Source organism: Planomonospora algeriensis (assembly GCF_977012225.1).
The window spans coordinates 1-23,072 of sequence record NZ_CDRNDK010000031.1 but is presented as its reverse complement, the minus strand read 5'-3'; the positions used below and the strand labels follow the sequence as shown (position 1 = coordinate 23,072).

Below are 23,072 nucleotides of genomic sequence, written 5' to 3'. Positions count from 1 at the left end.
CCAAGCATGCCCGGGGCCGGGTCTCCACTCGCATGGAGGTCCCCCATCATGACCGAACAGCTCACCGAACACGAGAGGTACGGGGGCGTCGTCGTCCCCATCCGCCCAGGGCTCGACCCCGAGGCGGTCCCGCCGGACCCACGGGTCCGGGTCCTGCGCAACGTCCGCGAGCGCGCCCGGGTCCCGCTGCGCCGCCTCGCCCGGGTACGGCCGACGCGCCACCAGGTTCACGCCGTCGCCCGGCACGCCGGGTTCGGGGTCCTCGGCCTGGTCCGCTTCGGCGGAGTGTACTGGCGGTGGGTCACCGCCGCCGAGTACGCCACGGACCCCAAGGCGGGTCCGGAGCTCGTCGAGCGGGTACGGCACCGGCGGCGCCGCACCTCCTATGTCCTGGTTCCGCTGGCGTCCGCCGGACTGCTCGCGGGCTGGTTGTGGTGGTGGCCGCTGCCGGTCCTGCTCTCCGCCGCCGGACTTGTCACCGCGTCCGCCGTCGAGCAGGCCGTCCGGCGCGGACCCGTCGGCCAGGAGCAGGGGCACACGCCGCTCGGGCATCACCCCGGGGGCAAGGCCGTACGCCGGACCGTCGCGAACGCTGGACTCGGCAAGTTCGACGACCTGCGCGTGATCGGCCCGGTGGTTCGGGACGAGGCCGCGTGGACGGCGGTGGTCGAACTGCCGCCGGGGACACCGGCGGTCAAGGCGATGCGCCGCCGGGTCGAACTGGCGGCGGCCGCCGGAGTCGACGTCGCCCAGCTCGCGATCGACCCGGTACCCGGTCACGCGGGACGGATCACGTTGTGGGTGGCGGACGACGACCCGCTCGCCGGGGACGCGATCACCTCCCCGCTGGCCGGGCGGACGGCGGTGTTCGACGCCTGGCGGGAGAAGATCCCGGTCGGGGTGGACGTGCGCGGCCGGCCGATCGCCTTCCGGCTCCCCGAGCGCTCCCTGCTCACCGGCGGCGAGCCCGGCGCGGGCAAGAGCGTGGCGAGCAACAACCTGCTGTGCGCGCTCGCCCTGGACCCGCACGTACGGCTCTGGCCCGTCGACGGCAAGGGCGGCTCGGACCTGTTGGACTACGAGCCCATCGCCGAGCGTTTCGTCGGTGAGCCCGATGTGGCGGCGGTCCTGGGTCTGCTGACCGACCTGCGGGACGAGATGGCCGACCGGTACCGCAAGCTCAAGGCGGTCGGCCATCGCAAGGTCACTGGCGAGATCGCCGACGAGCTCGGGATCCGCCTGCTAGTGCTGCACATCGACGAGTTGCAGGCGTTCACCTGCGACGACGAGCACGGCAAGCGGGTGGTGCGGCTGCTGTGGGACCTGGTCTCCCGCGGTCGCGCCGCCGGGATCGTCGTCTCCGGCGCCACCCAGCGGCCGGCCGCCGACGTGGTGCCCACCCGGCTCCGCGACATCCTGTCCATCCGCTGGGCGCTGCGCTGCACCACCCCGCAGGCGTCCGACACCATCCTCGGTCAGGGCTGGGCCTCGCGCGGGTTCAACGCCGCCTCCATCGACCCCACCCAGCGCGGTGCCGGGTACCTACTGGCGGAGGGCAGCCTGCCCGCCCCCATGCGGACCTACTACCTCGGTGACGATGACGTGACCGCCCTGACCCGCCGGGCCCACCGTCTGCGGGAGGCGGCCGGCACGCTGCCTCTCTCCGACGCCCGCCCGCCGTACGGCTGCTGAAGACCGTGGCGGCCGCGTTCGGTGAGCGGGAGCGGATGTGGACGGCCGACCTGCTGTCCGAGCTCGCGCTCGACCCGGCCTATGCCGGCTGGAACCCCGCCCGGCTCTCCGCCGAGCTGCGCCCGCTCGGCGTGGCCCCGAGTCAGCTCGCGATCGACGGGGTGAACCGCAACGGGTATCGGCGCGGGGACGTCCTCCGCGCGCTCGAACGGGCCTAGACGCCCCTCTGAGGCGGGTCTGGGAGTAGGCGGGGAAGGTCTATCCGGCAGACGCCCCGCCTACTCCCATAGACCCCTGCTGAACTGCCCCGTAGGGCCGGCAGACGACATAGGACGCGCCCCGTCCGCAGGGTGGGCGGCTCCCCTCCAGCGCGACACCCGGCTCTGCGGGGGAACCGGTCAGCGATCCGGAAGACGCCGATGAGAGCCAGCCCTGTTCCGTCCGTCCTGCCGGGGACCGCTACCTCTTGACCAGCGGGCAAGGTCGGGCAAGCATCGACCTCACGTGAGCAATCCCCAGCAAGCCCGATCCCAGGAGGTCGCGATGCGGCTAACGTTCCTCGGTAAGACCGGCGGCTCGAACGAGGGAAGCTGCCCCGCGCTCTACAAGACCGACCGCGGTACCTACGTCGTCCAGGGGAAGATCGTGACCGACCCGCACGCCCTGGCCGACGTGCGAGACCTGGCCGACGACGAGACACTGGTCGAGGTGCCCGCCGACGTCCTCGCGCTCGCCCGGGAGTCACGATGACCCGGCTGCTGACCGGCGAGGAGTTCCTGGAGCTGTTCACCTCATTCCGGCACACCGCCTACCGGCTGGAGCTGCGGGACCGCTACAACGTCGACGCCGAGGCGGACCGATGGGCCGCCTACGTCGCCGGCGATATGGCCGAGCTGGAACGGCTGAACGCGGTCCAGCGCAAGACGTGGATGGACCTGATGCGGGCCGCCACGGTGGCCGGGAAGCGCATCGAGCGGGTGCGGGTCGTCACCGAACCCCTGTCTGACTACATGCGGTTCACGCTGATCCTGAACGCGGGGAACGCCGACGCCGGGGAGGACATCCGGTATCTGCCGCGCCATCAGGCCGCCGGGCTCGGCCTGCCCGACGTGGACGCGTGGCTGTTCGACTCCCGGTTCGTCGTCGTCGGCCGTTTCGACGCCGAGGACCGGCTGACGGCGTGGGAGCGCATCGACGACCCGAAGGTCGTGGTCGAGCACTGCGCGGCCCGGGACGCCGCGTGGCACCACGCCATCCCCTATCCCGAGTACGCCAGGAAGTGGCAGGGTGCCGACCGTACGTCAAGCGCGTGAAGCCCTCGGGCTTCGGCTGCGCGAACTCCGCACGACGACCGGCCTGAACGGCAAGGAGTTCGCGCAGCGGCTCGGCTGGGGTCCGACGAAGGTCTCCAAGATCGAGCACGGCAAGCAGACCCCGAGCGAGGCCGACATCCGGGTGTGGGCCGAAGTGACCGGCCACGCCGCACAGGTGCCGTCGCTGCTCGCCCAGTTGAGAAGCCTGGAGCTGGCCTACGCCGAGTGGCGGGCCAAGCTGAACGCCGGCACCCAGGCGCAGCAGCGCACCGTCTCCGCGCGGGAGGCCGAAGCCGCGATGCTGCGCGTGTTCGAGCCGTCCACCATTCCGGGCCTACTGCAGACGCCGGAGTACGCACGCAGCATCCTCACCCAGGTCATCGCCACCCATCGCATCCCCGACGACCTGGACGAGGGCGTGCAGGCCCGTATGGACCGGCAGCGGATCCTCTACCGGCCGGGCAAGCGGTTCCACTTCGTCCTCACCGAGGCGGCGTTGCGGAACCTGCTGTGCCCGCCGGAGGTGATGATGGGCCAGATCGAGCGGCTGACCGCGACCGGCACCCTGCCGAACGTCGCGCTCGGCGTGATCCCGTTCACCGCCCGCCTGCCGAAAGCGCCGGTGCACGGCTTCTGGATGTACGACGAGACGCTGGTGACGGTCGAGACCTTCGCGGCGGAGCTGTCGCTCATCCAGCCGGAGGAGATCAGTTTGTACGGCCGGATCTTCCAGATGATGCAGGAGATCGCGGTCTACGGCCGCGACGCCCGCGCCGTCATGACCCGTGTGCTCGATGACCTCTCCGCGGAGTTCTTCCCGGGGGGCACCGCCACCAGCTAGGCAATCTTGAAGCAATCCTGAGCAATCTCCTTGAGTTGCTTTCCGGCACGTCTCTACCGTCAAGGCATGCGCTCATCCGCCACCCCCAGGGGCGCCCTCTCCGCCGTGGGAGGCTCTCCATGACCGGCCGTGATGCACCCTTCCACCCCGACGATGCCGTCGCGCCGTACCCGCTTGCTCCCGGCGGTGGTGTCCGCCCCGGGCGGCAGGCGCCCGGGCGCGGGCCGTCCCTCGGGGGTGGCGATCCCGGGCGGCCCGCGCCCGCACCACGTTGGAGGGACGGCTCTCGGGTCGAGTACTGGCCGGACGGCTCCCCGATCCGGTATTGGCCGGATGGACATGAGGTCTCCCCGGAGACCGAGGCTCTTCTCGACCGGATCGCCGCCACCGCCCGTGCGGCGATCGTGAGCACCACGCCGGGGAGAACCTTCTCATGATCACCCGCCGCCGTTTCCTGGCCCGGCTCCTTCCCGGCTGGGGCAGAAGGCGCCGGGGCGGGATCCGGCTCGCCCGCCGCTGGGGCCTGACCGCGGCCGAACTGGCCGCCACCGCCGACCTGCTCGGCATCCCGCCGGCGGACGGCCGGATTGGAAGGCCGTCCTCGGCCTCGCATAGCCCCGGCCCCGCCCGCCCCCACACCCTGTCCGTCGTCCTGCGGGCGGGGCCGGGACAGGAGGAACGGTGCACAGACGACCGCTCACCTTCGCCGCGGTCGATGCGATCATCGCCCGCCGAGGCGGGCCGACCGCTGACGAGCTCCTCGCCGATCTCCTGGCCCGGCTTCCCGATGCCAGGGAGCGGACACGACCAGACTCCCTTGTGGGAGCAGGGACGTCGGACCACGGTCACCCGGCTCGCCCCGTACAGGGCCGGTCCGCCTGCACGGAACAGCACCACCGCGTCCCGCGGCCGAGCGGCCGCACACGTGAAGGAGGTTCCATGTCCACCATCCAGGCCCAGCTCACCAACCCTGCCGATCCGGCCGACCCGCGCACCCTCATCTCCGACAGCCTGCTCGACCGGCTCGCCGCCCGCGTCGCCGCCGAGCAGGACGTCCCCGGACCTCTCGCCGAGCGCGTCGTGGAGCAGACGCTCGCGTTCCTGACCGCGTGCGCCCTCAACCCCGACACGCCTCTGTCCCCGTCCAAGGCGGTCGACCCCGGCTGGCACATCTTCCTCGAATACAGCCAGGAGTACGCCGACTTCTGCGAGCGCATCGCGGGCCGTTTCCTCCACCACGTCCCCGATGACGCGCCTGGCGCGCGTCCCGTCTCCGACCCGGCCGCGGCGATCGGTGCCACCGTCGCGGCGATGCGCGCGGCGGGCCTGCCCGTCGACACGGAACTGTGGGTGCCTGCCGCCCAGTGCAGCCAGTGCTACGCCGGTTGCGCCGATGACCCGAAGGAGAGCTGACCATGGCCCGACTCCAGTGGGACGACCTGCCCTCCGTCGTCCGCGACGCCGTACAGACCGAGTGCGGGCCCGTGCTCAAGGCCGAGTCCGCGACGGACGGGCTCATGCCCGGAGCCGCCCTGCACCTGCGCATCGAGGGCGGCAGCCGCGTCTTCCTCAAGGCCCTCCCTGCCGACGGCCCCGCCGTGCGTCTGTACGAGCGGGAACGCTGGGCGGGTGAGGTCCTGCCCGCCGCCGTCCCGGCACCGCGCATGCGGTGGAGCAGCGACATCGGCGGCTGGATCACCATGCTGTTCGAGCACATCGACGGGCGGGCCGCCGACCTCTCCCCTGCGTCCCCGGACGTGCCCGCCGTCCTCGACACGGTGGCCCGGCTCGAGCGACTGCTCACCCCGTCACCGGCCGCCGCGGCTCCGCTGGTCGCCGACAACGTCGAGCAGCTGCTGGTCAAGGGGCGTCACCTGATGGCCAAGCCGAACGGGGTGCTGCCGCACCGGGATCTGTACGTCGCAGTGCTCGACGGGTTCGACGTCGAGGACCTCGCCGGAGACACGCTGCTCCACTACGACCTGCACGTCGGGAACCTGCAGATCACGCCTGGCGGCGTCCGGGTGATCGACTGGGGGTTCGCCGCGGCCGGTGCCGCGTGGATCGACGCGTTCATGCTCGGGCCGCGCCTGATCGAGGCCGGGCACACGCCCGCCCAGACGGAGAACCTGCTCACGCGGGTGCCCGCGTGGCAGGAGGCACCGGCCACCGCGGTGAACGGTCTACTCGCCGCCTGGACGCTGTTCCGCGTCTACAAGGCGATGTACGGCCCTGACGAGGGCCGGGAGTTCCGTGCCCGCGCCGCCGCGGCGGGCCGCGTCTGGCTGGCCCACCGCGCCCGCAACGTCTGACCTACCGGACCAGGGGAGGCCGGGCTGCCGTGGTCCGGGATATGGCAGCCCAACCCCTCTCTTACACGTGGATGCCTCGTAAACCCCATCTATCGACACAGGCCTCAATGGGATGGAACGCACCGCCCAGGCCGTGGCCGCCGTATCGGTCGATGAGTCACCGTCGAGCATCTGGTTTGCAGCGGTCTCGGCCATCCACGTCGGAGACCCGCGCACCCGCGAGCGGTACTTCGCCGCGCTGGAGGGCTCGGCGGCGAGTCCTCCAGCGCGGCCGCGCAGTTGGCCAGCACCAGGTCATAGAGGGCCGGGAGCCCAGGTGGGTGGCGCCCTGACGGGCGAGGCGGTGTGTTTCTGGAAGCCGTCCAGGGTCCGCTTCTGGAATCGAGCCATTCCGGAAGTGGCACGCCGGCCCGAAGATCGGCCGCCCAGGGCCTAGAAGGGCGTGTCAGCGGGGCTGGGCTGCGGCGATGACGCCGTGCACGGCCTGGTCGATGCGGCCTGCCGCGGCCTCGGGATCGGGCTGACCGGCATCCAGCCAGGCGATGACCGCCTCGACGGTGAGGGCGGGGATCAGGTTCGCCGCCCAGTCCAGCCACGGCCCCGCGGGGATGACTCTAACCAGGTTGCGGTGGGCGACCTGGCGGGAGGCGGCGGCGATGGAGTCGATCAGCTCGCGGAAGTCAGGCTCGCGGGCGGCGTAGCGGAACAGCAGCCGGAAGCCGTCGGGATCGGCGGCGGCGGCGCGCAGCAGCGCGGGGATGGAGCTCTCGTCGAAGTCGTCGCCTCCGGTGGCCTCGGCCAGCCGGGCGCAGGCGCGGTCGAGGACGGCCCGGTACAGGTCGGCCTTGGACTCGAAGTGCCGGTACAGCATGGCCCGGGTGAGGGCGGCCTCGGCGGCGACGTCGTCCAGGCCGGTGGCGGCGTACCCGGCGCGGGCGAAGGCGCGGGTGGCCGCATCCAGGATCTGCTCGCGCCGCTCGGCGCGGCGCAGCCGCCGCACCGGCGCCCGCGGGGCCGGTGCACCTACCGCGTCGGGGTTGCTCATCCGTACTCCTCCATTTGTAGAATCCAAAGTATACAAGTAGCGTCTTAGACGCCAGAGTATACAAATGGCCGTCTACCTTCTGGAGAAGTCGTGTCCGCCCCCGTTCAGCTGCCGTTCGAGCAGACCCACCCGATGCGGCCCGCCCCACTGTTGCGCCGGCTGCAGGCCCGCGGCCCCATCCACGCCATCCGCACCGCCGTCGGCCACCCGGCCTGGCTGGTGACCGGCTACGAGCAGGTCCGCGCCCTGCTGGACGACGACCGGCTGGGCCGCGCCCACCGCGCACCCGAGACCGCCTCCCGCATCGGGGAATCGGCGCTGTTCGGCGGCCCGCTGGGTGACTTCGACACCGAGCAGGCGACCATCGGCGGATGCGCGCGCTGCTGCAGCCGCATTTCTCGCCCAGGCGCATGCGCGCGCTGCGCGGCCGCGTCGAGACGCTCACCGCGGCCCTGCTGGAGGAGATGGAGGCCGCCGGGCCGCCCGCCGACCTGCACGCCGCCCTGGCGCTGCCGCTGCCGATCGCGGTGATCTGTGAGCTGCTCGGCGTGCCGTTCACCGACCGCGCACAGTTCCGCGTCTGGACGCAGGCCGCCGCCGATGTCACCGACCGGGCCCGCTCCGAGCGCGGCCTGGCCGAGCTGTTCTCCTAAGGCCAGCAGCTCGTGGCCCGTAAACGCGCCGACGGCGACGACCCGGACGCCGACGTGATCTCCCGCCTGGCCGCCACGCCGGGTGTCAGCGACGACGAGGCCGCCGCAACGGGCATGACCCTGCTGTTCGCCGGGCACAAGACCACCGTGACCGCGATCGGCAACGGTACGGCCTGGCTGCTGGCCAATCCGGAGCAGTGGCAGGTGCTGGTGGACGATCCGTCCCGGATCGGCGCGGCGGTGGAGGAGATCTTGCGCGCGCCCGGCCTGGGCGGTGGCGGCATCCCCCGCTACGCCCGCACCGACCTGGACATCGCCGGTGTGCACGTGCGGGAAGGCGACCTGGTGCTGCTGGACACCGGCGCGGCCAACCACGACGCGGCCGTCTTCACCGACCCCGACCGTTTCGATCTGAAGCGGCCGGCGGCGCCGCATCTGACCTTCGGCCACGGCGCCCGCTACTGCATCGGCGCCCCGCTGGCCCGTATCGAGCTGGCCGTGGTCTTCTCCCAGCTGGCCGCCCGCTTGCCCGCCTTGCGCCTGGATTGTCCGGTGGAGGAGCTGACCTTCAACTCGAACGTGCTGACCGGCGGGCTGACCGCGCTGCCGGTCACCTGGTGACCGCCATGAAGACAAGCACCCGCCGGCCGCTCTTCGGCCGGATCTATCCCCGGCTGGCCGCCGCCATGGACGAGGGCGGCATGGCCGAGCACCGCCGAGCGCTGCTGGCGCCCCTGACCGGGCAGGTGATCGAGGTCGGCGCGGGCCACGGGGGAAACTTCGCCCATTATCCGCCCGCCGTCACCGGTGTGCTCGCCGTCGAGCCGGAATCCCGGCTGCGAAAGATCGCCCGCACGGCCGCCGCTGCGGCCCCGGTTCCCGTGGAGGTCACCGGGGCCGTGGCCGAGCACCTGCCGGTCGCCGACCGCAGCGCCGATGCGGTGGTGTTCTGCCTGGTGCTGTGCTCACTGCCGGATGCCGCTGCGGCGCTGGCCGAGGCGCGGCGGGTGCTCAGGCCGGGCGGGCGGCTGCGGTTCCTGGAGCATGGGCGCGCGGACTCCGTCGGCATGGTGCGTCTGCAGCGGCTGCTGGATGCGACCGTGTGGCCGCGCCTGGCCGGTGGCTGTCACACCGGCCGCGACACCGTCGCCGTGATCGAGCGGGCCGGGTTCACCGTTACCGCGCTGGAGCGGTTCCTGCTGCCCGCAGCGCGTACCCCGTTCTCCTTCCACACGCGGGGAACGGCTGTGGCGGCGCGTGGCCGCTGACCGTCAGCCGGGCGGCGCGAGCGCATCGGCAGCACAGGCGATCAGCGCGGCGGCCCGCCGCACCTCGGCCTCGGTACTCCAGCGGCCCAGCGACAGGCGCAGCACCGAACGCGCCCGCGGCTCGGGCAGGCCCATGGCGGTCAGCACCGGCGAGACGACATCGGTGCCCTCGTGGCAGGCCGAGCCGGTGGAGGCAGCGATCTCGGGGACGACGGCCAGCAGGGCCCGCCCGCTGATGCCGCCGATGCCGTCGATGCTGACGTTCAGCGTGCCGGGCAGCCGCATCGTGGGGTGGCCGTTGAGATGGACGCGGCCGGGCAGCAGCCGCTCCAGCTCGGCTTGGAGCAGGTCCCGCAGACCGGCCAGCCGCATGCGGCTATCGGGCAGCTCGCGACCGGCCAGGTCGGCGGCGGCGCCGAGCGCGGCGATGAACGCGACGTTCTCGGTGCCGGCCCGCCGCCCGCCCTCCTGGCCGCCGCCGCCGATGACCGGGTCCAGCACGACCCCGGACCGGACGTACAGGGCGCCCACCCCCTTGGGCGCATACATCTTGTGCCCGACCACGGTCAGCAGGTCCACCCCGAGCGCGGCCACATCGATGGGCACCTTGCCTGCGGCCTGGGCGGCGTCGGTGTGAAACAGCGCCCCGGCGGCGCGGGCCAAGGCGGCCAGCTGGACCCGCGCCCGCGCCAAGGCCTCGCGTGCGCGTAGGCGTGGGCGCTGGAGGGGTTGCCAAAATGCGTGGCCAGATAGGGCAGGGCCACCTGCAGTACGGCAGGGTCGACGGGGGTGGTGGCGTTGTAGTCGAGGTAGATCGGTCCCTCGGCCAGCGCGGGATGGCTCATCGCGTCTTCTCCGGGCGGGTCTCGGTCATGCGCGCCGCCACCACCAGTCCGGAGGCCGCGGTCAGCACGGCGACCGTCCAGATGGCCGTCTCCAGGCTCCAGAGGTCGGCGATGATCCCGGCCAGCAGCGCGCCAACGGCGAACCCGCCGTCGCGCCACAATCGGTAGACGCCGACCGCGCGGGCCCGCCAGGCCGGGTGGGCGACATCGCCGATGACGGCCAGCAGCGTGGGATACACCAGCGCGGTCCCGGCGCCGAGCAGCACCTGCGCCAGCGCCCAGACGGTGAAGGACTCACCCCGCGCCACGAGCGCGATCGCGGCGGCCTGGATGAGCATCCCGGCGGTGATCAGGTGCTTGCGGCCCACGTGGTCGGACCACCAGCCGGTGGCCATCTGCCCCAGCCCCCACACGGCCGGATACAGCGCGCCCAGCACCCCGATCTCGGCCACGCTCAGGCCGCGGGCGGCGAAGATCAGCGGGAAGATGCCCCAGGCCAGGGCGTCGTTGAGGTTGTTGACCATCCCGGCCTGGCTGGCCGCCGACAAGGAGCGATCACTGACGCTGGTGCGCCAGGCGATCTGCCGTGTGGACAGCTCGGCGTGGTGGAGGCCGCCGGCCGGGTGGGCGGCGGCCTCGGCCCGGGCATGCTCACGCGTCTCGCGCACGATCAACGTCGACAGGCCCAGGCCGAGGGCGGCGTAGGCGGCGCCCAACAGGAACGGCGCCGGCCGCAACCCGAACTGCTCGGCGAGATAGCCGGTGGCCAACGCGGTGGCCGCCACCGCGAGGTAGCCGGCGGCCTCGTTGAAGCCCATGGCCAGGCCGCGCCGCGCGGGCCCGGCCAGGTCGATCTTCATGATGATGGTGGTCGACCAGGTCAGGCCCTGGGAGACGCCCAGCAGCACGTTCGCGGTGATGATCCAGCCCCAGGACGGGCCCCAGGCCAGCATCGCCGGGATCGGCAGCGCGATCAGCCACCCGGCCACCAGCACGGGCTTGCGGCCGAAAGCGTCCGACCAGGTGCCGGCGAAGAAGTTCGTGATCGCCTTGGTGGCGCCGAAGGCAAGGATGTAGGTCAGCGCCGCGCTGTGGGCCGACAGGCCGAAGACGGTCTCGGCCAGCAGCGGCAACGTGATGCGTTCCTGGCCGAGCATGCCGCCGACCAGGGCGTTGACCGCGACCAGCAGGACAAACCGGGGAAGGTTCGCGGCCAGGCCCAGCCGGATGCCCGCGTCGGTGCCGGTAGTGCCTCCAGTGGTATCGCCGGTGTCGTCGGTGTTTCCGGGGACGGGGGTGGTCGCGCTCATGCCCGGCCCTCGGCTAGCGTCCGACCGGCCTGCTCGGCCCAGTCGCCGGGGCCGCCCTCCAGCACCCGCACCGTGCGGTGGCCGGTGCGCGCCAGCAGGCTGGCGGCGGTCATGGCGCGCTCGCCGTGCCCGCACATCACTACCACCGGCCCGTCCGGTGCCGCGTCCGCGCGGGCGGGCAGTGAGCCGAGCTCGATGTGCGCCGCACCGGGGATGTGCCCGGAGACGTACTCGGCGTCCTGGCGCACATCCAGCACCTGCATGCCTTCCAGCCGGTCGACGCCGACCAGGGCGATGCTCTGCGTCGGACCGTCCCAGGCGCTCATGCCGCCGGCCAGCTCCCCGGCGCACGCCTCATAGCCGATCTTGGCGGCCTGCCAGGCGATCTCCGCGAGGTCCTGGCCGGGATCGCGGACGATGACGTACGGGGTCGCGGTATCGAGCAGCCAGCCCAGCCAGGAGGCGAACTGCTCTCGCAGCGGGATGGAGATCGCGCCGGGGATGTGCGCGGCGGCGAAAGCGTGCACCGGTCGCACGTCGACGATGACCACGCCATCGGCCCGCAGCCTTCGGACCGTCTCGACGTCCAACCTCGCTATCCGGGGTTCGCCTGCCAGGACGGGTGCGCCGATGTGGTTGGCCTCGGGCAGGGTGAGGAAGTACGGCGGGAAGCCGCCCAGGCTGCCCAGCAGCGCGGCGACGAAGGCGTCCTCATCGGGGGCGTTCAGCAGCGCGTTGGCGGCCTTTTCGGCACCGATGGTGGAGGTGCGCTCGGCCCCGGGCGGAGCCGAGCAGAACGAACCGGCACCGTGGGTGGGCCACAGCGCCGTCTCCTCCGGCAGCGCGGCCAGGCGCCGCAGCGAGCGGTACTGGGCGCGAGCCAATGCTTCGGTGTGCTCGGATCCGGACAGGTCGGTGCGGGCGGCCGAACCGACGATCAGCGACCCGCCGGAGAAGACCCCCAGCGGCTTCGCGCCGTCCAGCAGCACGAACGCCAGGTGCTCACCGGTGTGCCCCGGCGTGGCCAGGGCCTGCAAGGTCAGGCCGCCCAGATCGACCCCGTCGCCGTCGGCCAAGCCGACATGGTCGAAGGCCCGGCCGTCGGCGGCCGAGGCCAGCACGGTCGCACCGTCGTCGGCGGCCAGCTGGACCGCGCCGGACAGGAAGTCGGCGTGCAGGTGGGTGTCGGCGGCGAACGCCACCGTCAAGCCGCGCCGTCCGGCGGCAGCGCGCAGGGCGCGAAGGTCCCGGCTCGCGTCCACCGCAAGCGCCCGGCCGTCACCGAGATCGACCAGGTAGGACGAGTTGCCGAGGCCCTCGTCCACGATCGGAATGATCATGTTGCTTCTCCGCTCTCCAATAGCTACAGTATTCCAAAGATATTTGGAGGATTGTCAAATGGGTGACGCGGCCGCCAAGACGGCGCTGTTCGAGGCGTTCGCCTCGGTGGGGAAGGCCCTGGCCAGCGGCAAGCGGCTGGAGTTGGTGGACTTGCTAGCTCAGGGTGAGCGCTCGGTCGAGGCTCTGGCGCACGCGGCGGGGCTCGGGCTGACCACCGCCTCCAGCCACCTGCAGGTGCTGCGCCAGGCCGGGCTGGTGACCACCCGCAAGCAGGGCACGAAGGTCTTCTACCGGCTGGCCGGCGCCGACGTGGCCGCCCTGTGGGCGCACCTGCGAGGCGTCGCCGCCGCGCATCTGGCCGCGGTCGAGCGCGCCCGCGCCGCCTACCTGGGGTCCGATGACGCCGAGCAGCTCACCCGTGAGGAACTGCTGGAGCGCGTCCAGGCCGGCGAGGTGACGGTGATCGACGTGCGCCCGGCCGCCGAATACGCTGCCGGGCACATCCCCGGTGCGCTCTCGACCCCGCTGGACGAGCTCGCCGACCGACTGGCCGATCTGCCCGCCAGCGGGCAGATCGTCGCCTACTGCCGGGGCGCCTACTGCGTGATGGCCCACGAGGCGGTGCGGGAACTGACCGCCCGCGGGCGCAACTCCGCGCGGCTGGCCGACGGCATGCTGGAGTGGCGCCTGGCCGGGCTGCCGGTGGCCGTATGAGCGCGCCGCCCCCCGGCGCGCCGGTGGTGCTGGACGGCGGCGACCGCCGGTGCGTGCAACTGTTGATCGAACTGCGGCGCCTGGTCACCGGCCTGGTCCCGGGCACCGTCGTGCATTTGCTCGCAGCCGATCCGGCCGCACCGATCGACCTGCCCGCCTGGTGCCACCTGACCGGCCACATCTACCTCGGCCCCACCACCGTCTACACTCCCCGCGCGGCCTACGCCATCACCGTGGCCGCCCGCGCCCGCTCCACCGCAGCCGACCGGCCGTGGCATTGCGGCGACCGCTGAGGAATCGGCGGCCGGAAGGCCGGAACCGGATCAGTCCCAGCGCAGCCGCTCTTCCAGCAGCGCCTGCTGGGCGGGGTTGGCGGTCAGCTCCAGCGCCCGCGCGTCAGACGCCCTGGCCTCGGCGTGGCGGTCCAGATCGCGCAGCAGTTCGGCGCGGGTGGCGTGGAAGAGCGGATAGCGCTCCAGCGCCCCGGTGAGCCGTTCCAGTTCGGCCAGCGCCGCTTCCGGACCGGTGGCATAACGCAGCGCGACGGCCCGGTGCAGCCGGGTCACTGGGGACGGGGCCAGCGCCAGCAGCAGATCGTACAGCACCGTGATCTGCCGCCAGTCGGTGTCGGCGAAGGTCGCGGCCTCGGCGTGGCAGGCGACGATCGCGGCCTGCAACTGGTACGGCCCGGGCCTCCGATACGTGCGGGCCGTACACGTCAGCAGCGCGACGGCGTCCTCGATCGCCGCCTGGTCCCAGCGGGTGCGGTCCTGGTCGGCCAGCAGCACCAGGCGGCCGCCCGTGTCGAAGCGGGCCGCGCCGCGCGCCCGGTGCAACCGGATCAGTGCCAGCAGCCCGGCCGCTTCCGGCTCCTTGGGCAGCAGGTTCACCAGCAGCGCGGCCAGCCACTCGGCGTCATCGACCAGGTCGCACGCCTGGGCGCGCTCGGCGGTGCTGGACAGATATCCCTCGTTGAACAGCAGGTAGACGACCGCCAGCACCTGCTCCAGCCGCCCGGGCAGCTCCTCGCCGACCGGGATCCGGTACGGGATCCCGGCCTCGGCGATCTTCCGCTTGGCGCGGGTGATCCGCTGGGCCACCGTGGCCGCGGGCACCAGGAACGCCGAGGCGATCTGCGCGGTGCTCAACCCGCACACCACCCGCAACGTCAACGCGATCTGCGCGGGCCTCGGCAGCGCCGGGTGGCAGCAGGTGAAGACCAGCCGCAGCCGGTCATCCGGCTGCGCGGGGACCGGCCAGGCCAGCTGGGCCAGCTTCGCCCGATAGGTCGATTCACGGCGCAGCACGTCCAGGCCGCGCCGCCGGGCCACGGTGAACAACCAGGCATCCGGCCGGTCCGGGATGCCCTCGAGTGGCCAGCGCTCGAGCGCGGTCTCGATCGCGTCCTGCACCAGGTCCTCAGCCGCGGAGAAGTCACCCAGCAGCGACATCAGGGACGCGGCCAGCCGGCCCGCGTGCTCGCGCACCACGCGGGCCAGCGCCTCGTGCGCCTCCTGCTCACCCACGCTGTGGCCTCCCGCTCACCGCTGCGCTCATGAGGCGGGGCGGATCTCCACGACCGGGCACGCCGGCCAGGATCTCGCCAGGGCCAGCGCCTCGTCCAGGTCGGCCACCTCGATCTCGGCGAACCCGCTGACCACCTCCTTGCCCTCGACGAACGGCCCGTCGGTGACGATCGGCTCGCCGCCGCCGTCCAGCCGCACCGTGGTGGCAGTGTGCACCGGGTGCAGGTGAGTGTGGTGGGTGATCTTGTCGGCGTGCTCGGCGAACCAGCGGCCCACCGCCTCGAACGCCGCCTCCCGCTCGGCCTCGCCCATCGCCTCCAGGTCCCAGGCGAACTGCTCGGTCTCGACGAACATCAGCACGTACTTCATCCGTGGTCTCCTCGCGGGCCGAAGGGCCGGGGTCAGGTGGCGGGCAGGGCGGCGTACAGGTCGATGCCGGTGCCGTCCGGATCGGTCACGGTGGCGTACCGCATCCCCCAGAACGCGTCGAACGGCTCGGCGAGCCCGCGGTAGCCGGCCTCGATCAGCTCGGCGTACTTTGCGTCCACCGCGGCCGGGGAGTCGAACTCGAAGCACAGCAGGGCGCGCGGCCCGCCGCTCGGCGTACTCCAGCCGGGCAGGAACGGGGTGCGGAAAGCCTCGCTGTCGAGCATCAGGTGCAACCCGCCCGGTAGGTCGCAGGAGGCGTGCTCGGCGGTGTTCGGATCGAGCTTGAACTCCAGCCCGAGCCGGGCGTAGAAGGCGATGGCGGCCTGCATGTCGGACACCACGATGTCGACGGTGTTCATCGTCGGATTCATGACCTGCTCCGTTTCGGGATCGTCGATCTGCTCCGGCTCGGTGACGGCCTCCGTTCCAGTGCGGTGATCGGATGACGGTCTCCTCATCCGATCACCACGCCGAGCGGTCGGCTCACCGGCCTCATCAGCAAGACGATTCGCGGCCGGGCCGATACGACACTCCGGTGAAGATTGTTGCGCTTGAATCGCGTCGGGATCACCCTCGAACCGAGGCACACCCGGCTGAGGCGGCTGGAGTAGCCCCGACGACAAGGCTTCCGCGCATCGACTGACGTTCTCGCCGAACACAGCAGACACCTTCGTAGTACGTCTGCCTCCTTCCACGGCGGTCGTCACACCTGTTCGAGACGGCTTCTCCTCGCGCGCCCGCGCGTAAGGGGGTCCCGAAAGTCCCGAAAGTACTCACGCACCGCTCTGACGGCTTCTACCGGAACATCTCCGGTCCGACCTCATGTCCCGCCGCCGAGAAGGGACGCCATCCGGTAGGCGGCGTGGCCGTCGAGCTTGCGCCGCCCCCGGTTGTAGCGCTGAGTGGTGACGGGTGAGGCGTGCCCGAGCATCTCCTGCACGTCGGCGAGGGGCACCCCCGCGTCCAGCAGCGCCGTGGCGGCGGTCGCCCGCGCGGTGTGCGGAGTGAGCCGCCGGGCGTCGAGCCCGACGGCAGCGGCGGCACGGCCCAGTGCGGTGGTGGCCCGCCAGCGGTCGAACGGACGGCCGTCGTCCCGCACGAAGAGAAGCTCTCCGGAGGCCCGCCCCTCGAGGAGGGGTTCCAGCAGGGTCCGCACCCGGGGCGGCAGCGGTACACGGTCGATCTTGCCGCCTTTGCGACGGAACACGATCACCCAGTGTCCGGCGTCAGCGACCACGCTGCCCACGGTGAGCGACACCAGTTCGCCGACGCGGACCGCGCAGACGCTCAGCAGCGCCACGGCGGCGGCGTCGGCCGGGTAGCGGGCGGAGATGGCCTCCGCGCCATCGATCAGTGCGGCGGCCTCCTCAACGGTGCGGGCCGGGGTCGTGCCGATCGTCGATACCTCAGGGCGCTCCACCGGCTCGGCGGGGTTGGCGATGATGACGCGGCGGCGCGCGGCGTAGCCGTACAGGCTCGACAGTGACGACAGCCGGCGGGAGACGGTCGCCGGAGCCAGGGGTACTCCGGGCCGGGCGAGACCGGCCCGTGCGCTGCCGGTGGCGATCCCATCGCGATACCCAGTGAGGTGATCTTCGGTGACCCTCATCAGGAAAACACCGGGAGCCTCCTCGTCGAGCCAGCGGAGGAAGGCTGCGAGATCGGTCAGGCGGGCCCGGCGGGTGGTGACGGCCTTGGCCGCGCCGAGCCAGGCGGCCACGACCGGCCAGACGTCACCGGGCAGCGCGTCGACGGTGTCGACGTCGGCCGCAGGCACTTCGCCCCCGTCGCCCCTGGCTCGACGTGGGGACAGCCCGGCGATGTCACCCACCGTACGCACCATCGGCGCGGGCGACGCCACGACGCCGAGTACATCGGCCGGGCAGGGAAGGGCCCGCGGGGAAGAACCTGGACGGAGGACGGCACTGGGGATGATCTCTGCCACTCGGCGATAATCTCACATAATTAGCATTGTGTGAGATGAGATCCGGCCTTCACCACACCTCCGGCACCCGGCTGCATCGGACCTTGCCGCGTCCTTATTCATCTATTATCGTCGATTGTCGATGAATGAGGATTCCGTTCCGTTGGAGCGCGCCGCCGCCGAGGAGTACGCGAGCTGGTTCAAGGCGCTGGCCGACGCCACCCGCATCCAGCTCGTCTCGCTGCTGGCCCGGCACCGAGAGCCGATGACCGTCGGGCAGATCGTGGAGGCCTCCGGAGTGGGCCAGTCCACGGTCTCCCACCACCTGAAGATCCTGGCCGAGGTCCGGTTCGTCCTGGTCGAGCGGCGCGGCACCGCGAGCCTCCACCGGATCAACGAGGCGTGCGTGAGCCGCTTCCCCACCGCGGCCGATGTGGTGATGGGCGCTCCCGCCCCGATCACCCCCGCAGACGAGAAGGATCTCGTGCCATGACCCGTGACATCGCCGACGGCCCACACCTCGAGGTCGCCGGGCCGACCGGAGAGCCCTGGTCCGACGGCCTGGTCGTGCGGCCGATGGAGGCCGGTGACGCCGAGCAGGTGCTGGCGGTCTACCAAGCCGGGCTGGACGGCGGGCAGGCGAGTTTCGAGACGACCGCGCCGAGCTGGCAGGACTTCACCGCGGGCAAACTCCCTCACCTGTGCTTCGTCGCCGTAGACGCCGGGAGCGGTGCGGTGGCCGGCTGGGTGGCGGCCTCGCCGGTGTCCTCGCGATGCGTGTACGCCGGGGTGGTCGAGCACAGCGTCTACGTCCACCCCGGCCACCGGGGCCGCGGCGTCGGCCGCCTGCTGCTGGGCACGCTCGTCGCCGCCTGCGAGGAGGCCGGGATCTGGACGATCCAGTCCGGCGTCTTCCCCGACAACACCCCTAGCCTGCGCCTGCACGAGGCGTTCGGCTTCCGCGTGGTGGGCGTGCGCGAGCGCATCGGCCGCCACCGCGGCGTCTGGCGGGACGTGGTGCTGCTGGAGCGGCGCAGCACCACTGTCGGCACCTGAGTCCGCCGGGAGACGGCCGGGAGGTGTTCATCCGCTGCTCGCCGACCTCGGAATCGATGTCTGCCAATATAGATGGCGGACGAATCCGCTGGATCGACGCGCTGAACAGGGAGAACGATGGAACCTCTGGAGCTGCTGGAGTGCTGCGCACCGCTGGCCCGCGAGCCGATCGACCCCGGCCGGGCCGCCGAGGTGGCGCGGGTGCTCAAAGCCCTGGGCGCCCCGGTCCGGCTGCGGATCCTGTCGATCGTGGCCAGCCACGCCAGCGGCGAGGCCTGCGTGTGCGACCTGGCCGCCGCCTTCGATCTGTCCCAGCCGACCATCAGCCACCATCTGAAGGTCCTCAAAGACGTCGGCCTGCTCACCTCCGAACGGCGGGCCTCCTGGGTGTACTACCGCGTGGTCCCCGAACGGCTGGCCGAGCTGTCCGGTCTGCTCGCTGCACCTGCCGCCATGACCGAACACTGAAGGAAACGCTCATGTCCTCTCCTGCCCGTACTCCGGCGCCCGCCGCGGTCGCCGATCCGGGCGTCCTCAAGGGCCTGTCCGTCCTGGACCGGTTCCTGCCGGTGTGGATCGGCGTGGCCATGGCCGTCGGCCTGCTGCTCGGTCGGCTGGTTCCCGGTCTGGACACCGCGCTGGAGGCGGTGCAGGTCGGCGGGATCTCGCTGCCGATCGCGCTCGGCCTGCTTTTGATGATGTACCCGGTGCTGGCCAAGGTCCGCTACGACCGGCTCGGCACCGTCACCGGCGACCGGCGGCTGCTGATCAGCTCGCTGGTGCTGAACTGGGTCATCGGCCCGGCGCTGATGTTCGCCCTGGCCTGGATCTTCCTGCCGGACCTGCCCGCCTACCGCACAGGGTTGATCATCGTCGGGCTGGCCCGGTGCATCGCCATGGTGCTCATCTGGAACGACCTGGCCTGCGGCCACCGCGAGGCCGCCGCCGTCCTGGTGGCGATCAACTCGGTCTTCCAGGTCGTCGCCTTCGCCGCGCTCGGCTGGTTCTACCTGGAACTGCTGCCCGGCTGGCTCGGCCTCGGCGAAGGGACCGCGCTGGAGGTCTCCGCGTGGGACATCGCCCAGAGCGTGCTGGTCTTCCTCGGCATCCCCCTGCTGGCCGGCTACCTGTCGCGCAAGCTCGGCGAGCGCGCACGCGGCCGCGACTGGTACGAGAGACGCTTCCTGCCGCGCGTCGGCCCCGTCGCCCTGTACGGCCTGCTGTTCACCATCGTCATCCTGTTCGCTCTGCAGGGCGACACCATCACCTCCCGGCCCGGCGACGTCGCCCGCATCGCATGGCCGCTGCTGGCCTACTTCCTCCTCATGTGGGGTGGCTCGTTCCTCGCCGGGCGGGCGATCGGCCTGCAGTACGACCGCACCGCGACCTTGGCCTTCACCGCCGCGGGCAACAACTTCGAGCTGGCCATCGCGGTGGCGGTCGGCGTGTTCGGAGTGACCTCCGGCCAGGCCCTGGCCGGGGTGGTCGGCCCGCTCATCGAGGTGCCCGTCCTGGTCGCCCTCGTCTACGTCAGCCTGTGGGGCCGACGCCTGTTCACCACCGCCCCGAAGGGAACCGCTCATGTCTGATAGGCCCGCCAAGCCCAGCGTGCTGTTCGTGTGCGTGCACAACGCCGGCCGCTCCCAGATGGCCGCCGGCTGGCTGACCCACCTGGCGGGCGAGCGTATCGAGGTCCGCTCCGCGGGCTCGGCGCCCGCCGAGACGATCAACCCGGTCGCCGTCGAGGCGATGCGTGAGGTCGGCATCGACATCACCGCGGAAAAGCCCAAGGTGCTCACCACCGAGGCGGTGCAGGACTCCGACGTCGTGATCACTATGGGCTGCGGGGACGCCTGCCCGTTCTTCCCCGGCAAGCGGTATGAGGACTGGAAGCTCGAGGACCCGGCCGGCCAGGGCATCGAGGCGGTGCGGCCGATCCGCGATGAGATCCGCGCCCGGATCGAGACGCTCATCGCTGAGCTGTTGCCCTCCTGATCTCCCGCGGGAATGTAGCAGTCACCCCGGGTCTTCCGTGGCCGGGGCGACTGCCACTTTCTGTGCCGGTTCGCTGACAATTCGTCGCATGTCTCCTCTACCGTGATCACAGCAGGGGCCGCCTGGGACCCCGCGCCCGGTCGAAGGAGACCTCTCCGCTCATGCTCTACAGCCCGCGCCGTCTGGAAGCCCTGCTCGGCAACCCGCTGCACCTGGTCACCCACCAGCAGATCGTCGACCTGGTCGGCGATCCGGACGCTCGCGAGGCCGAAGACCTGGACTACAAGCGCCTCTACCCCTCCAGGGACAAGGAACAGACGGAAAAAGGCAAGGACGCCATCGCGATCGACATCGCGACCTTCGCCAACCACCTCGGCGGGCTGATCATCGTCGGCATGGCCGAGAACGGTGAGATCCCCTCCGCTCCGTTGGAGGTGGAGCTGGCCGGCCTGGAAAACCGCATCCGCCAGGCGGGGGCCTCCCGTATCCATCCCATGCCCCGCTTCGACACCCGCCCCGTGGAGAACCCGGCCGATCCCGGCAGGGGGTTCCTGCTGATCGCGATCCCACCCAGCTCCCTGGCGCCGCACGCGGTGTCGGTTCCCTCGCAGAAGGAGAGCGGGCTGCGCTGGCCGCGCCGGCACGGCGCCGACAAGGTGTGGCTGAGCGAGTCGGAGATCGCCGCCGCCTACCGGCGCCGGGTCATGGCCGCCACCGACCAGGCCCATCGGGTGGCCGAGGTGGAGAAGAACGCGATCGCGACGACGGCGGTGACCAGCGCCCGCAGCCGGTATCCGCTGCCGCTGCTGGTCGTCACGCTGGTGCCCGACCTGCCCGGAGAGGTGCTGATGGACAGCGTCACCATGCAAGCCTTCCGCAAGCACACCGCAGACGACGTCGTGATGATCGGCGCTTTCACTCCCACCTTCCATGAGGTCGGGGTGGCGCATCGGCGGCTGATCGCCGAGGCCGGCGCCGATACCGAGCTCGCCGTGCGCGCCGAGTTGTACACCGACGGGTCCGGCACGTTCAGCGTGCATCCGGGTCGTCTGACGCCTCCGCAGCAGGAGACGTTCCGGGTGCGGGTGCTGGATGCCGAGCTGGCGGTGCGCACCGCCAGCGCGCTGCGGTATCTGGCCCGCCATGCCCGGGACCGGGCCGGGGTCAACGGGGCCGCGCTGCTGCGGGTGATGCTGGTGGCCGACACCCACCTGCACCCGGCCGTGCTGCCCGCCGAACCCACCACCCGCTGGCCCTACAACGACCCCAGCCTCGAGCGGTCCCTGCTGGCCCTGAACACCCCCACCGCAGACGGGGACCAGCCGCTGGGCACGCGCCTGTGCCGCCTGGCCTACGGCGAGTCGGTGGCGTGGCTGGACGATCTGGCCGATGACGGTCCGCCGCTGGCCCGGGCCACGGCCCATCTCATCGCCGACCTGCTGCAGACCTTCGGCGTTCCGGAGAACCGGCAGATCCGCCGAGACGGGAGCCTCAACGCCCACGCCTGGGGTCCGCACTGGGAAGCGATGAAGACGTGGGCGCAGGCTACCGGTGTCGCGGTGGCCGACGACGTCTCGTGATGTGATCGCCCGCGCCGTGTCCTGGGCGACCGCCCTCGGTCACAGCTGCCGGATGATCTCCGTCACCATCGCCTTGGCGCTGCGCCCCGCGCCGATCAGCGTCGCCGAGGCCGGGCCGGTCCAGTCGCCGTAGCCGAGCAGGTGCAGGCGCAGCTCACCGAGCGCGCGGGTGCCGTCGGTCGGGATCGTCCCGCCGGGGCCGCGCAGTCTCAGCGGGGCCAGATGGGTCAGGGCCGGCCGGAACCCGGTGCACCAGATGACGGCGTCGCAGGCCAGCGCCGTGCCGTCGGCCCACGCCACCCCGGTCGGGGTGAGGCGGGTGAACATCGGCTCGGCCTTCAGGGCGCCCCGGTCGCGGGCCTCGCGCACCGGCGGGACGGCGACGATGTCGCCCAGGTCGCCGATGCCGGGGGCGTCGGGAACGCGGGCCCGGCGAGTGGCCAGGTCGAACAAGGCCCGGCCGTCGACCTCGTCGGGCAGCAGCCGCGGCGGACGCAGCGTGACCCACGTCGTATCGGCGACGGTGGAGACCTCCGCGAGGATCTGCGCGGCGGAGTTGCCACCGCCCACGACGACCACGCGCATGCCCTGGAACGGGTCCGGGCCAGGATAGGTCGCGGTGTGCAACTGCCGGCCGCGGAAGTCGCCGCGGCCGGGGTAGTGCGGCACGTACGGCCGCCACCAGGTGCCGGTCGCGCTGATGACGATCCGCGCCTGCCAGGTCCCGGTGGTCGTCTCGACGGCCAGGCGCTCACCGGCGTCGCGCACCGCCTGCACGCGCGCCGGGCGGATGATCGGCAGCGTGTAGCGGTGCTCGTAGTCGGCCAGGTAGGCGACCACGTCGGCGGCACTGGGGTAGCCGCCGCCGTCGGGGACGGGCATCATCCGCCCGGGCAGCGAGCTGTACGGGGCCGGGGAGAACAGGCGCAGCGACGGCCAGGCGTGCCGCCAGGCCCCGCCGGGCTGTTCTTGGGTGTCGAGGATGACGAAGTCGGCCCCGGCCCGGCGCAGATGGTAGCCCGCTGCGAGTCCGGCCTGGCCGCCGCCGATGACGACGACGTCGACCGGCCGTGGAACACCGGCCAGGAGTGCGGTCATGCGGTGATGAGCTCGACGTCCACCGGGCCGCCGGGCGCGGGTGCGGCCAGTGGCGCGAACAGGGCGCCGAGCCGATTCACCGTCTCGGGGACGATCCAGTAGTAGACCCAGGTGCCGCGCCGCTCGCAGT

At 72.0% G+C, this 23,072-nt stretch carries 27 protein-coding genes; 18 read left to right on the top strand and 9 right to left on the bottom strand.

From position 1 onward, the window contains the following. Positions 1-48: 48 nt before the first annotated feature. The 7 genes from ACWJ6R_RS06005 (at position 49) to ACWJ6R_RS05975 (ending at position 6,158) form a co-directional block, all read left to right on the top strand. The gene (locus ACWJ6R_RS06005) at positions 49-1,692 is read left to right on the top strand and encodes an FtsK/SpoIIIE domain-containing protein (protein WP_449061234.1); all 1,644 of its coding nucleotides are present in this window, start codon (positions 49-51) and stop codon (positions 1,690-1,692) included. A gap of 5 nt (positions 1,693-1,697) precedes the next feature. Then, positions 1,698-1,910: a hypothetical protein gene (locus ACWJ6R_RS06000; RefSeq protein WP_449061233.1), complete on the top strand. Its 213-nt coding sequence runs from the start codon at positions 1,698-1,700 to the stop codon at positions 1,908-1,910. 325 nt (positions 1,911-2,235) lie between these two features. Beyond that, the gene (locus tag ACWJ6R_RS05995; RefSeq protein ID WP_449061232.1) at positions 2,236-2,442 is read left to right on the top strand and encodes a hypothetical protein; all 207 of its coding nucleotides are present in this window, start codon (positions 2,236-2,238) and stop codon (positions 2,440-2,442) included. Beyond that, a complete protein-coding gene (locus ACWJ6R_RS05990) occupies positions 2,439-3,005 on the top strand; it encodes a DUF6879 family protein (protein ID WP_449061231.1) in 567 nt (188 codons plus the stop codon). The genes ACWJ6R_RS05995 and ACWJ6R_RS05990 overlap by 4 nt, the downstream gene beginning before the upstream one ends. Beyond that, positions 2,980-3,846, top strand: a complete 867-nt coding sequence (locus ACWJ6R_RS05985; RefSeq protein ID WP_449061230.1) for a helix-turn-helix domain-containing protein — start codon at positions 2,980-2,982, stop codon at positions 3,844-3,846. The genes ACWJ6R_RS05990 and ACWJ6R_RS05985 overlap by 26 nt, the downstream gene beginning before the upstream one ends. A 939-nt stretch (positions 3,847-4,785) precedes the next feature. Then, positions 4,786-5,259 (top strand): glycine-rich domain-containing protein, encoded by a 474-nt coding sequence (locus ACWJ6R_RS05980; RefSeq protein WP_449061229.1) that lies wholly within the window; start codon positions 4,786-4,788, stop codon positions 5,257-5,259. 2 nt (positions 5,260-5,261) lie between these two features. Further along, positions 5,262-6,158, top strand: a complete 897-nt coding sequence (locus tag ACWJ6R_RS05975) for a phosphotransferase family protein (protein ID WP_449061228.1) — start codon at positions 5,262-5,264, stop codon at positions 6,156-6,158. Positions 6,159-6,603: 445 nt separating this feature from the next. On the opposite strand, the gene ACWJ6R_RS05970 is transcribed toward ACWJ6R_RS05975, so the two are convergent. Then, positions 6,604-7,203 carry a TetR/AcrR family transcriptional regulator gene (locus tag ACWJ6R_RS05970; protein WP_449061227.1) on the bottom strand — a complete coding sequence of 200 codons (600 nt, stop codon included), beginning with the start codon at positions 7,201-7,203 and terminating at the stop codon, positions 6,604-6,606. Between the two features lie 371 nt (positions 7,204-7,574). Between ACWJ6R_RS05970 and ACWJ6R_RS05965 the strand changes: the two genes are divergently transcribed. The 3 genes from ACWJ6R_RS05965 to ACWJ6R_RS05955 are packed head-to-tail and all read left to right on the top strand — an operon-like array spanning position 7,575 to position 9,124. Beyond that, positions 7,575-7,856 (top strand): hypothetical protein, encoded by a 282-nt coding sequence (locus ACWJ6R_RS05965; RefSeq protein ID WP_449061226.1) that lies wholly within the window; start codon positions 7,575-7,577, stop codon positions 7,854-7,856. Positions 7,857-7,868: 12 nt separating this feature from the next. Next, entirely contained in the window at positions 7,869-8,477 is a 609-nt protein-coding gene (locus tag ACWJ6R_RS05960; protein ID WP_449061225.1) for a cytochrome P450, read from the top strand. A 5-nt stretch (positions 8,478-8,482) separates the two neighbouring features. Beyond that, positions 8,483-9,124 carry a class I SAM-dependent methyltransferase gene (locus tag ACWJ6R_RS05955; protein WP_449061224.1) on the top strand — a complete coding sequence of 214 codons (642 nt, stop codon included), beginning with the start codon at positions 8,483-8,485 and terminating at the stop codon, positions 9,122-9,124. Positions 9,125-9,127: 3 nt separating this feature from the next. Here the strand turns inward: ACWJ6R_RS05955 and ACWJ6R_RS05950 are convergent, their stop codons facing one another. The 3 genes from ACWJ6R_RS05950 to ACWJ6R_RS05940 all read right to left on the bottom strand — a co-directional run bounded on the left by ACWJ6R_RS05950 (position 9,128) and on the right by ACWJ6R_RS05940 (position 12,619). Next, on the bottom strand, positions 9,128-9,817 hold the full coding sequence (locus ACWJ6R_RS05950) for an aminotransferase class V-fold PLP-dependent enzyme (RefSeq protein WP_449061223.1): 690 nt from the start codon (positions 9,815-9,817) through the stop codon (positions 9,128-9,130). Between the two features lie 148 nt (positions 9,818-9,965). Next, positions 9,966-11,279, bottom strand: coding sequence for an MFS transporter (locus ACWJ6R_RS05945; protein WP_449061222.1), 1,314 nt, complete (start codon positions 11,277-11,279; stop codon positions 9,966-9,968). Then, the gene (locus ACWJ6R_RS05940; RefSeq protein ID WP_449061221.1) at positions 11,276-12,619 is read right to left on the bottom strand and encodes an MBL fold metallo-hydrolase; all 1,344 of its coding nucleotides are present in this window, start codon (positions 12,617-12,619) and stop codon (positions 11,276-11,278) included. Before ACWJ6R_RS05940 ends, ACWJ6R_RS05945 begins: the two co-directional genes overlap by 4 nt. 58 nt (positions 12,620-12,677) lie before the next feature. Here ACWJ6R_RS05940 and ACWJ6R_RS05935 point away from each other — a divergent pair, with 58 nt between their 5' ends. Both ACWJ6R_RS05935 and ACWJ6R_RS05930 read left to right on the top strand, forming a co-directional pair. Further along, positions 12,678-13,334, top strand: coding sequence for an ArsR/SmtB family transcription factor (locus ACWJ6R_RS05935; RefSeq protein ID WP_449061220.1), 657 nt, complete (start codon positions 12,678-12,680; stop codon positions 13,332-13,334). Further along, positions 13,331-13,627: a sulfurtransferase TusA family protein gene (locus ACWJ6R_RS05930; protein ID WP_449061219.1), complete on the top strand. Its 297-nt coding sequence runs from the start codon at positions 13,331-13,333 to the stop codon at positions 13,625-13,627. The genes ACWJ6R_RS05935 and ACWJ6R_RS05930 overlap by 4 nt, the downstream gene beginning before the upstream one ends. 30 nt (positions 13,628-13,657) lie before the next feature. On the opposite strand, the gene ACWJ6R_RS05925 is transcribed toward ACWJ6R_RS05930, so the two are convergent. From ACWJ6R_RS05925 to ACWJ6R_RS05910, 4 genes are all read right to left on the bottom strand, one after another. Beyond that, positions 13,658-14,860 (bottom strand): RNA polymerase sigma factor, encoded by a 1,203-nt coding sequence (locus ACWJ6R_RS05925; protein ID WP_449061218.1) that lies wholly within the window; start codon positions 14,858-14,860, stop codon positions 13,658-13,660. 27 nt (positions 14,861-14,887) lie between these two features. Further along, the gene (locus tag ACWJ6R_RS05920) at positions 14,888-15,229 is read right to left on the bottom strand and encodes a YciI family protein (protein WP_449061217.1); all 342 of its coding nucleotides are present in this window, start codon (positions 15,227-15,229) and stop codon (positions 14,888-14,890) included. 32 nt (positions 15,230-15,261) lie between these two features. Beyond that, positions 15,262-15,660, bottom strand: a complete 399-nt coding sequence (locus ACWJ6R_RS05915) for a VOC family protein (protein WP_449061216.1) — start codon at positions 15,658-15,660, stop codon at positions 15,262-15,264. A gap of 449 nt (positions 15,661-16,109) precedes the next feature. Further along, positions 16,110-17,120, bottom strand: a complete 1,011-nt coding sequence (locus tag ACWJ6R_RS05910; RefSeq protein WP_449061215.1) for a tyrosine-type recombinase/integrase — start codon at positions 17,118-17,120, stop codon at positions 16,110-16,112. A 256-nt stretch (positions 17,121-17,376) separates the two neighbouring features. Here ACWJ6R_RS05910 and ACWJ6R_RS05905 point away from each other — a divergent pair, with 256 nt between their 5' ends. The 6 genes from ACWJ6R_RS05905 (at position 17,377) to ACWJ6R_RS05880 (ending at position 21,844) form a co-directional block, all read left to right on the top strand. Further along, entirely contained in the window at positions 17,377-17,706 is a 330-nt protein-coding gene (locus tag ACWJ6R_RS05905; RefSeq protein WP_449061214.1) for an ArsR/SmtB family transcription factor, read from the top strand. Then, positions 17,703-18,269 carry an N-acetyltransferase family protein gene (locus ACWJ6R_RS05900; RefSeq protein ID WP_449061213.1) on the top strand — a complete coding sequence of 189 codons (567 nt, stop codon included), beginning with the start codon at positions 17,703-17,705 and terminating at the stop codon, positions 18,267-18,269. Before ACWJ6R_RS05905 ends, ACWJ6R_RS05900 begins: the two co-directional genes overlap by 4 nt. A gap of 117 nt (positions 18,270-18,386) precedes the next feature. After that, positions 18,387-18,737, top strand: a complete 351-nt coding sequence (locus ACWJ6R_RS05895) for an ArsR/SmtB family transcription factor (RefSeq protein ID WP_449061212.1) — start codon at positions 18,387-18,389, stop codon at positions 18,735-18,737. A gap of 11 nt (positions 18,738-18,748) precedes the next feature. After that, entirely contained in the window at positions 18,749-19,858 is a 1,110-nt protein-coding gene (gene arsB, locus ACWJ6R_RS05890) for an ACR3 family arsenite efflux transporter (protein ID WP_449061211.1), read from the top strand. Next, on the top strand, positions 19,851-20,264 hold the full coding sequence (locus ACWJ6R_RS05885; protein WP_449061210.1) for an arsenate reductase ArsC: 414 nt from the start codon (positions 19,851-19,853) through the stop codon (positions 20,262-20,264). The genes arsB and ACWJ6R_RS05885 overlap by 8 nt, the downstream gene beginning before the upstream one ends. A 161-nt stretch (positions 20,265-20,425) precedes the next feature. Continuing rightward, positions 20,426-21,844: an AlbA family DNA-binding domain-containing protein gene (locus ACWJ6R_RS05880; protein WP_449061209.1), complete on the top strand. Its 1,419-nt coding sequence runs from the start codon at positions 20,426-20,428 to the stop codon at positions 21,842-21,844. Positions 21,845-21,883: 39 nt separating this feature from the next. On the opposite strand, the gene ACWJ6R_RS05875 is transcribed toward ACWJ6R_RS05880, so the two are convergent. After that, entirely contained in the window at positions 21,884-22,942 is a 1,059-nt protein-coding gene (locus tag ACWJ6R_RS05875) for an ArsO family NAD(P)H-dependent flavin-containing monooxygenase (RefSeq protein WP_449061208.1), read from the bottom strand. Between the last annotated feature and the right edge of the window lie 130 nt (positions 22,943-23,072).

Bases quoted from the DNA above. Each gene is read 5' to 3' on its own strand.
- ACWJ6R_RS06005 (WP_449061234.1), top strand. From the start codon at position 49: ATGACCGAACAGCTCACCGAACACGAGAGGTACGGGGGCGTCGTCGTC.
- ACWJ6R_RS05995 (WP_449061232.1), top strand. From the start codon at position 2,236: ATGCGGCTAACGTTCCTCGGTAAGACCGGCGGCTCGAACGAGGGAAGC.
- ACWJ6R_RS05990 (WP_449061231.1), top strand. From the start codon at position 2,439: ATGACCCGGCTGCTGACCGGCGAGGAGTTCCTGGAGCTGTTCACCTCA.
- ACWJ6R_RS05980 (WP_449061229.1), top strand. From the start codon at position 4,786: ATGTCCACCATCCAGGCCCAGCTCACCAACCCTGCCGATCCGGCCGAC.
- ACWJ6R_RS05975 (WP_449061228.1), top strand. From the start codon at position 5,262: ATGGCCCGACTCCAGTGGGACGACCTGCCCTCCGTCGTCCGCGACGCC.
- ACWJ6R_RS05970 (WP_449061227.1), bottom strand. From the start codon at position 7,203: ATGAGCAACCCCGACGCGGTAGGTGCACCGGCCCCGCGGGCGCCGGTG.
- ACWJ6R_RS05965 (WP_449061226.1), top strand. From the start codon at position 7,575: ATGCGCGCGCTGCTGCAGCCGCATTTCTCGCCCAGGCGCATGCGCGCG.
- ACWJ6R_RS05955 (WP_449061224.1), top strand. From the start codon at position 8,483: ATGAAGACAAGCACCCGCCGGCCGCTCTTCGGCCGGATCTATCCCCGG.
- ACWJ6R_RS05945 (WP_449061222.1), bottom strand. From the start codon at position 11,279: ATGAGCGCGACCACCCCCGTCCCCGGAAACACCGACGACACCGGCGAT.
- ACWJ6R_RS05940 (WP_449061221.1), bottom strand. From the start codon at position 12,619: ATGATCATTCCGATCGTGGACGAGGGCCTCGGCAACTCGTCCTACCTG.
- ACWJ6R_RS05935 (WP_449061220.1), top strand. From the start codon at position 12,678: ATGGGTGACGCGGCCGCCAAGACGGCGCTGTTCGAGGCGTTCGCCTCG.
- ACWJ6R_RS05930 (WP_449061219.1), top strand. From the start codon at position 13,331: ATGAGCGCGCCGCCCCCCGGCGCGCCGGTGGTGCTGGACGGCGGCGAC.
- ACWJ6R_RS05920 (WP_449061217.1), bottom strand. From the start codon at position 15,229: ATGAAGTACGTGCTGATGTTCGTCGAGACCGAGCAGTTCGCCTGGGAC.
- ACWJ6R_RS05915 (WP_449061216.1), bottom strand. From the start codon at position 15,660: ATGAATCCGACGATGAACACCGTCGACATCGTGGTGTCCGACATGCAG.
- ACWJ6R_RS05900 (WP_449061213.1), top strand. From the start codon at position 17,703: ATGACCCGTGACATCGCCGACGGCCCACACCTCGAGGTCGCCGGGCCG.
- ACWJ6R_RS05895 (WP_449061212.1), top strand. From the start codon at position 18,387: ATGGAACCTCTGGAGCTGCTGGAGTGCTGCGCACCGCTGGCCCGCGAG.
- arsB (WP_449061211.1), top strand. From the start codon at position 18,749: ATGTCCTCTCCTGCCCGTACTCCGGCGCCCGCCGCGGTCGCCGATCCG.
- ACWJ6R_RS05885 (WP_449061210.1), top strand. From the start codon at position 19,851: ATGTCTGATAGGCCCGCCAAGCCCAGCGTGCTGTTCGTGTGCGTGCAC.
- ACWJ6R_RS05880 (WP_449061209.1), top strand. From the start codon at position 20,426: ATGCTCTACAGCCCGCGCCGTCTGGAAGCCCTGCTCGGCAACCCGCTG.
- ACWJ6R_RS05875 (WP_449061208.1), bottom strand. From the start codon at position 22,942: ATGACCGCACTCCTGGCCGGTGTTCCACGGCCGGTCGACGTCGTCGTC.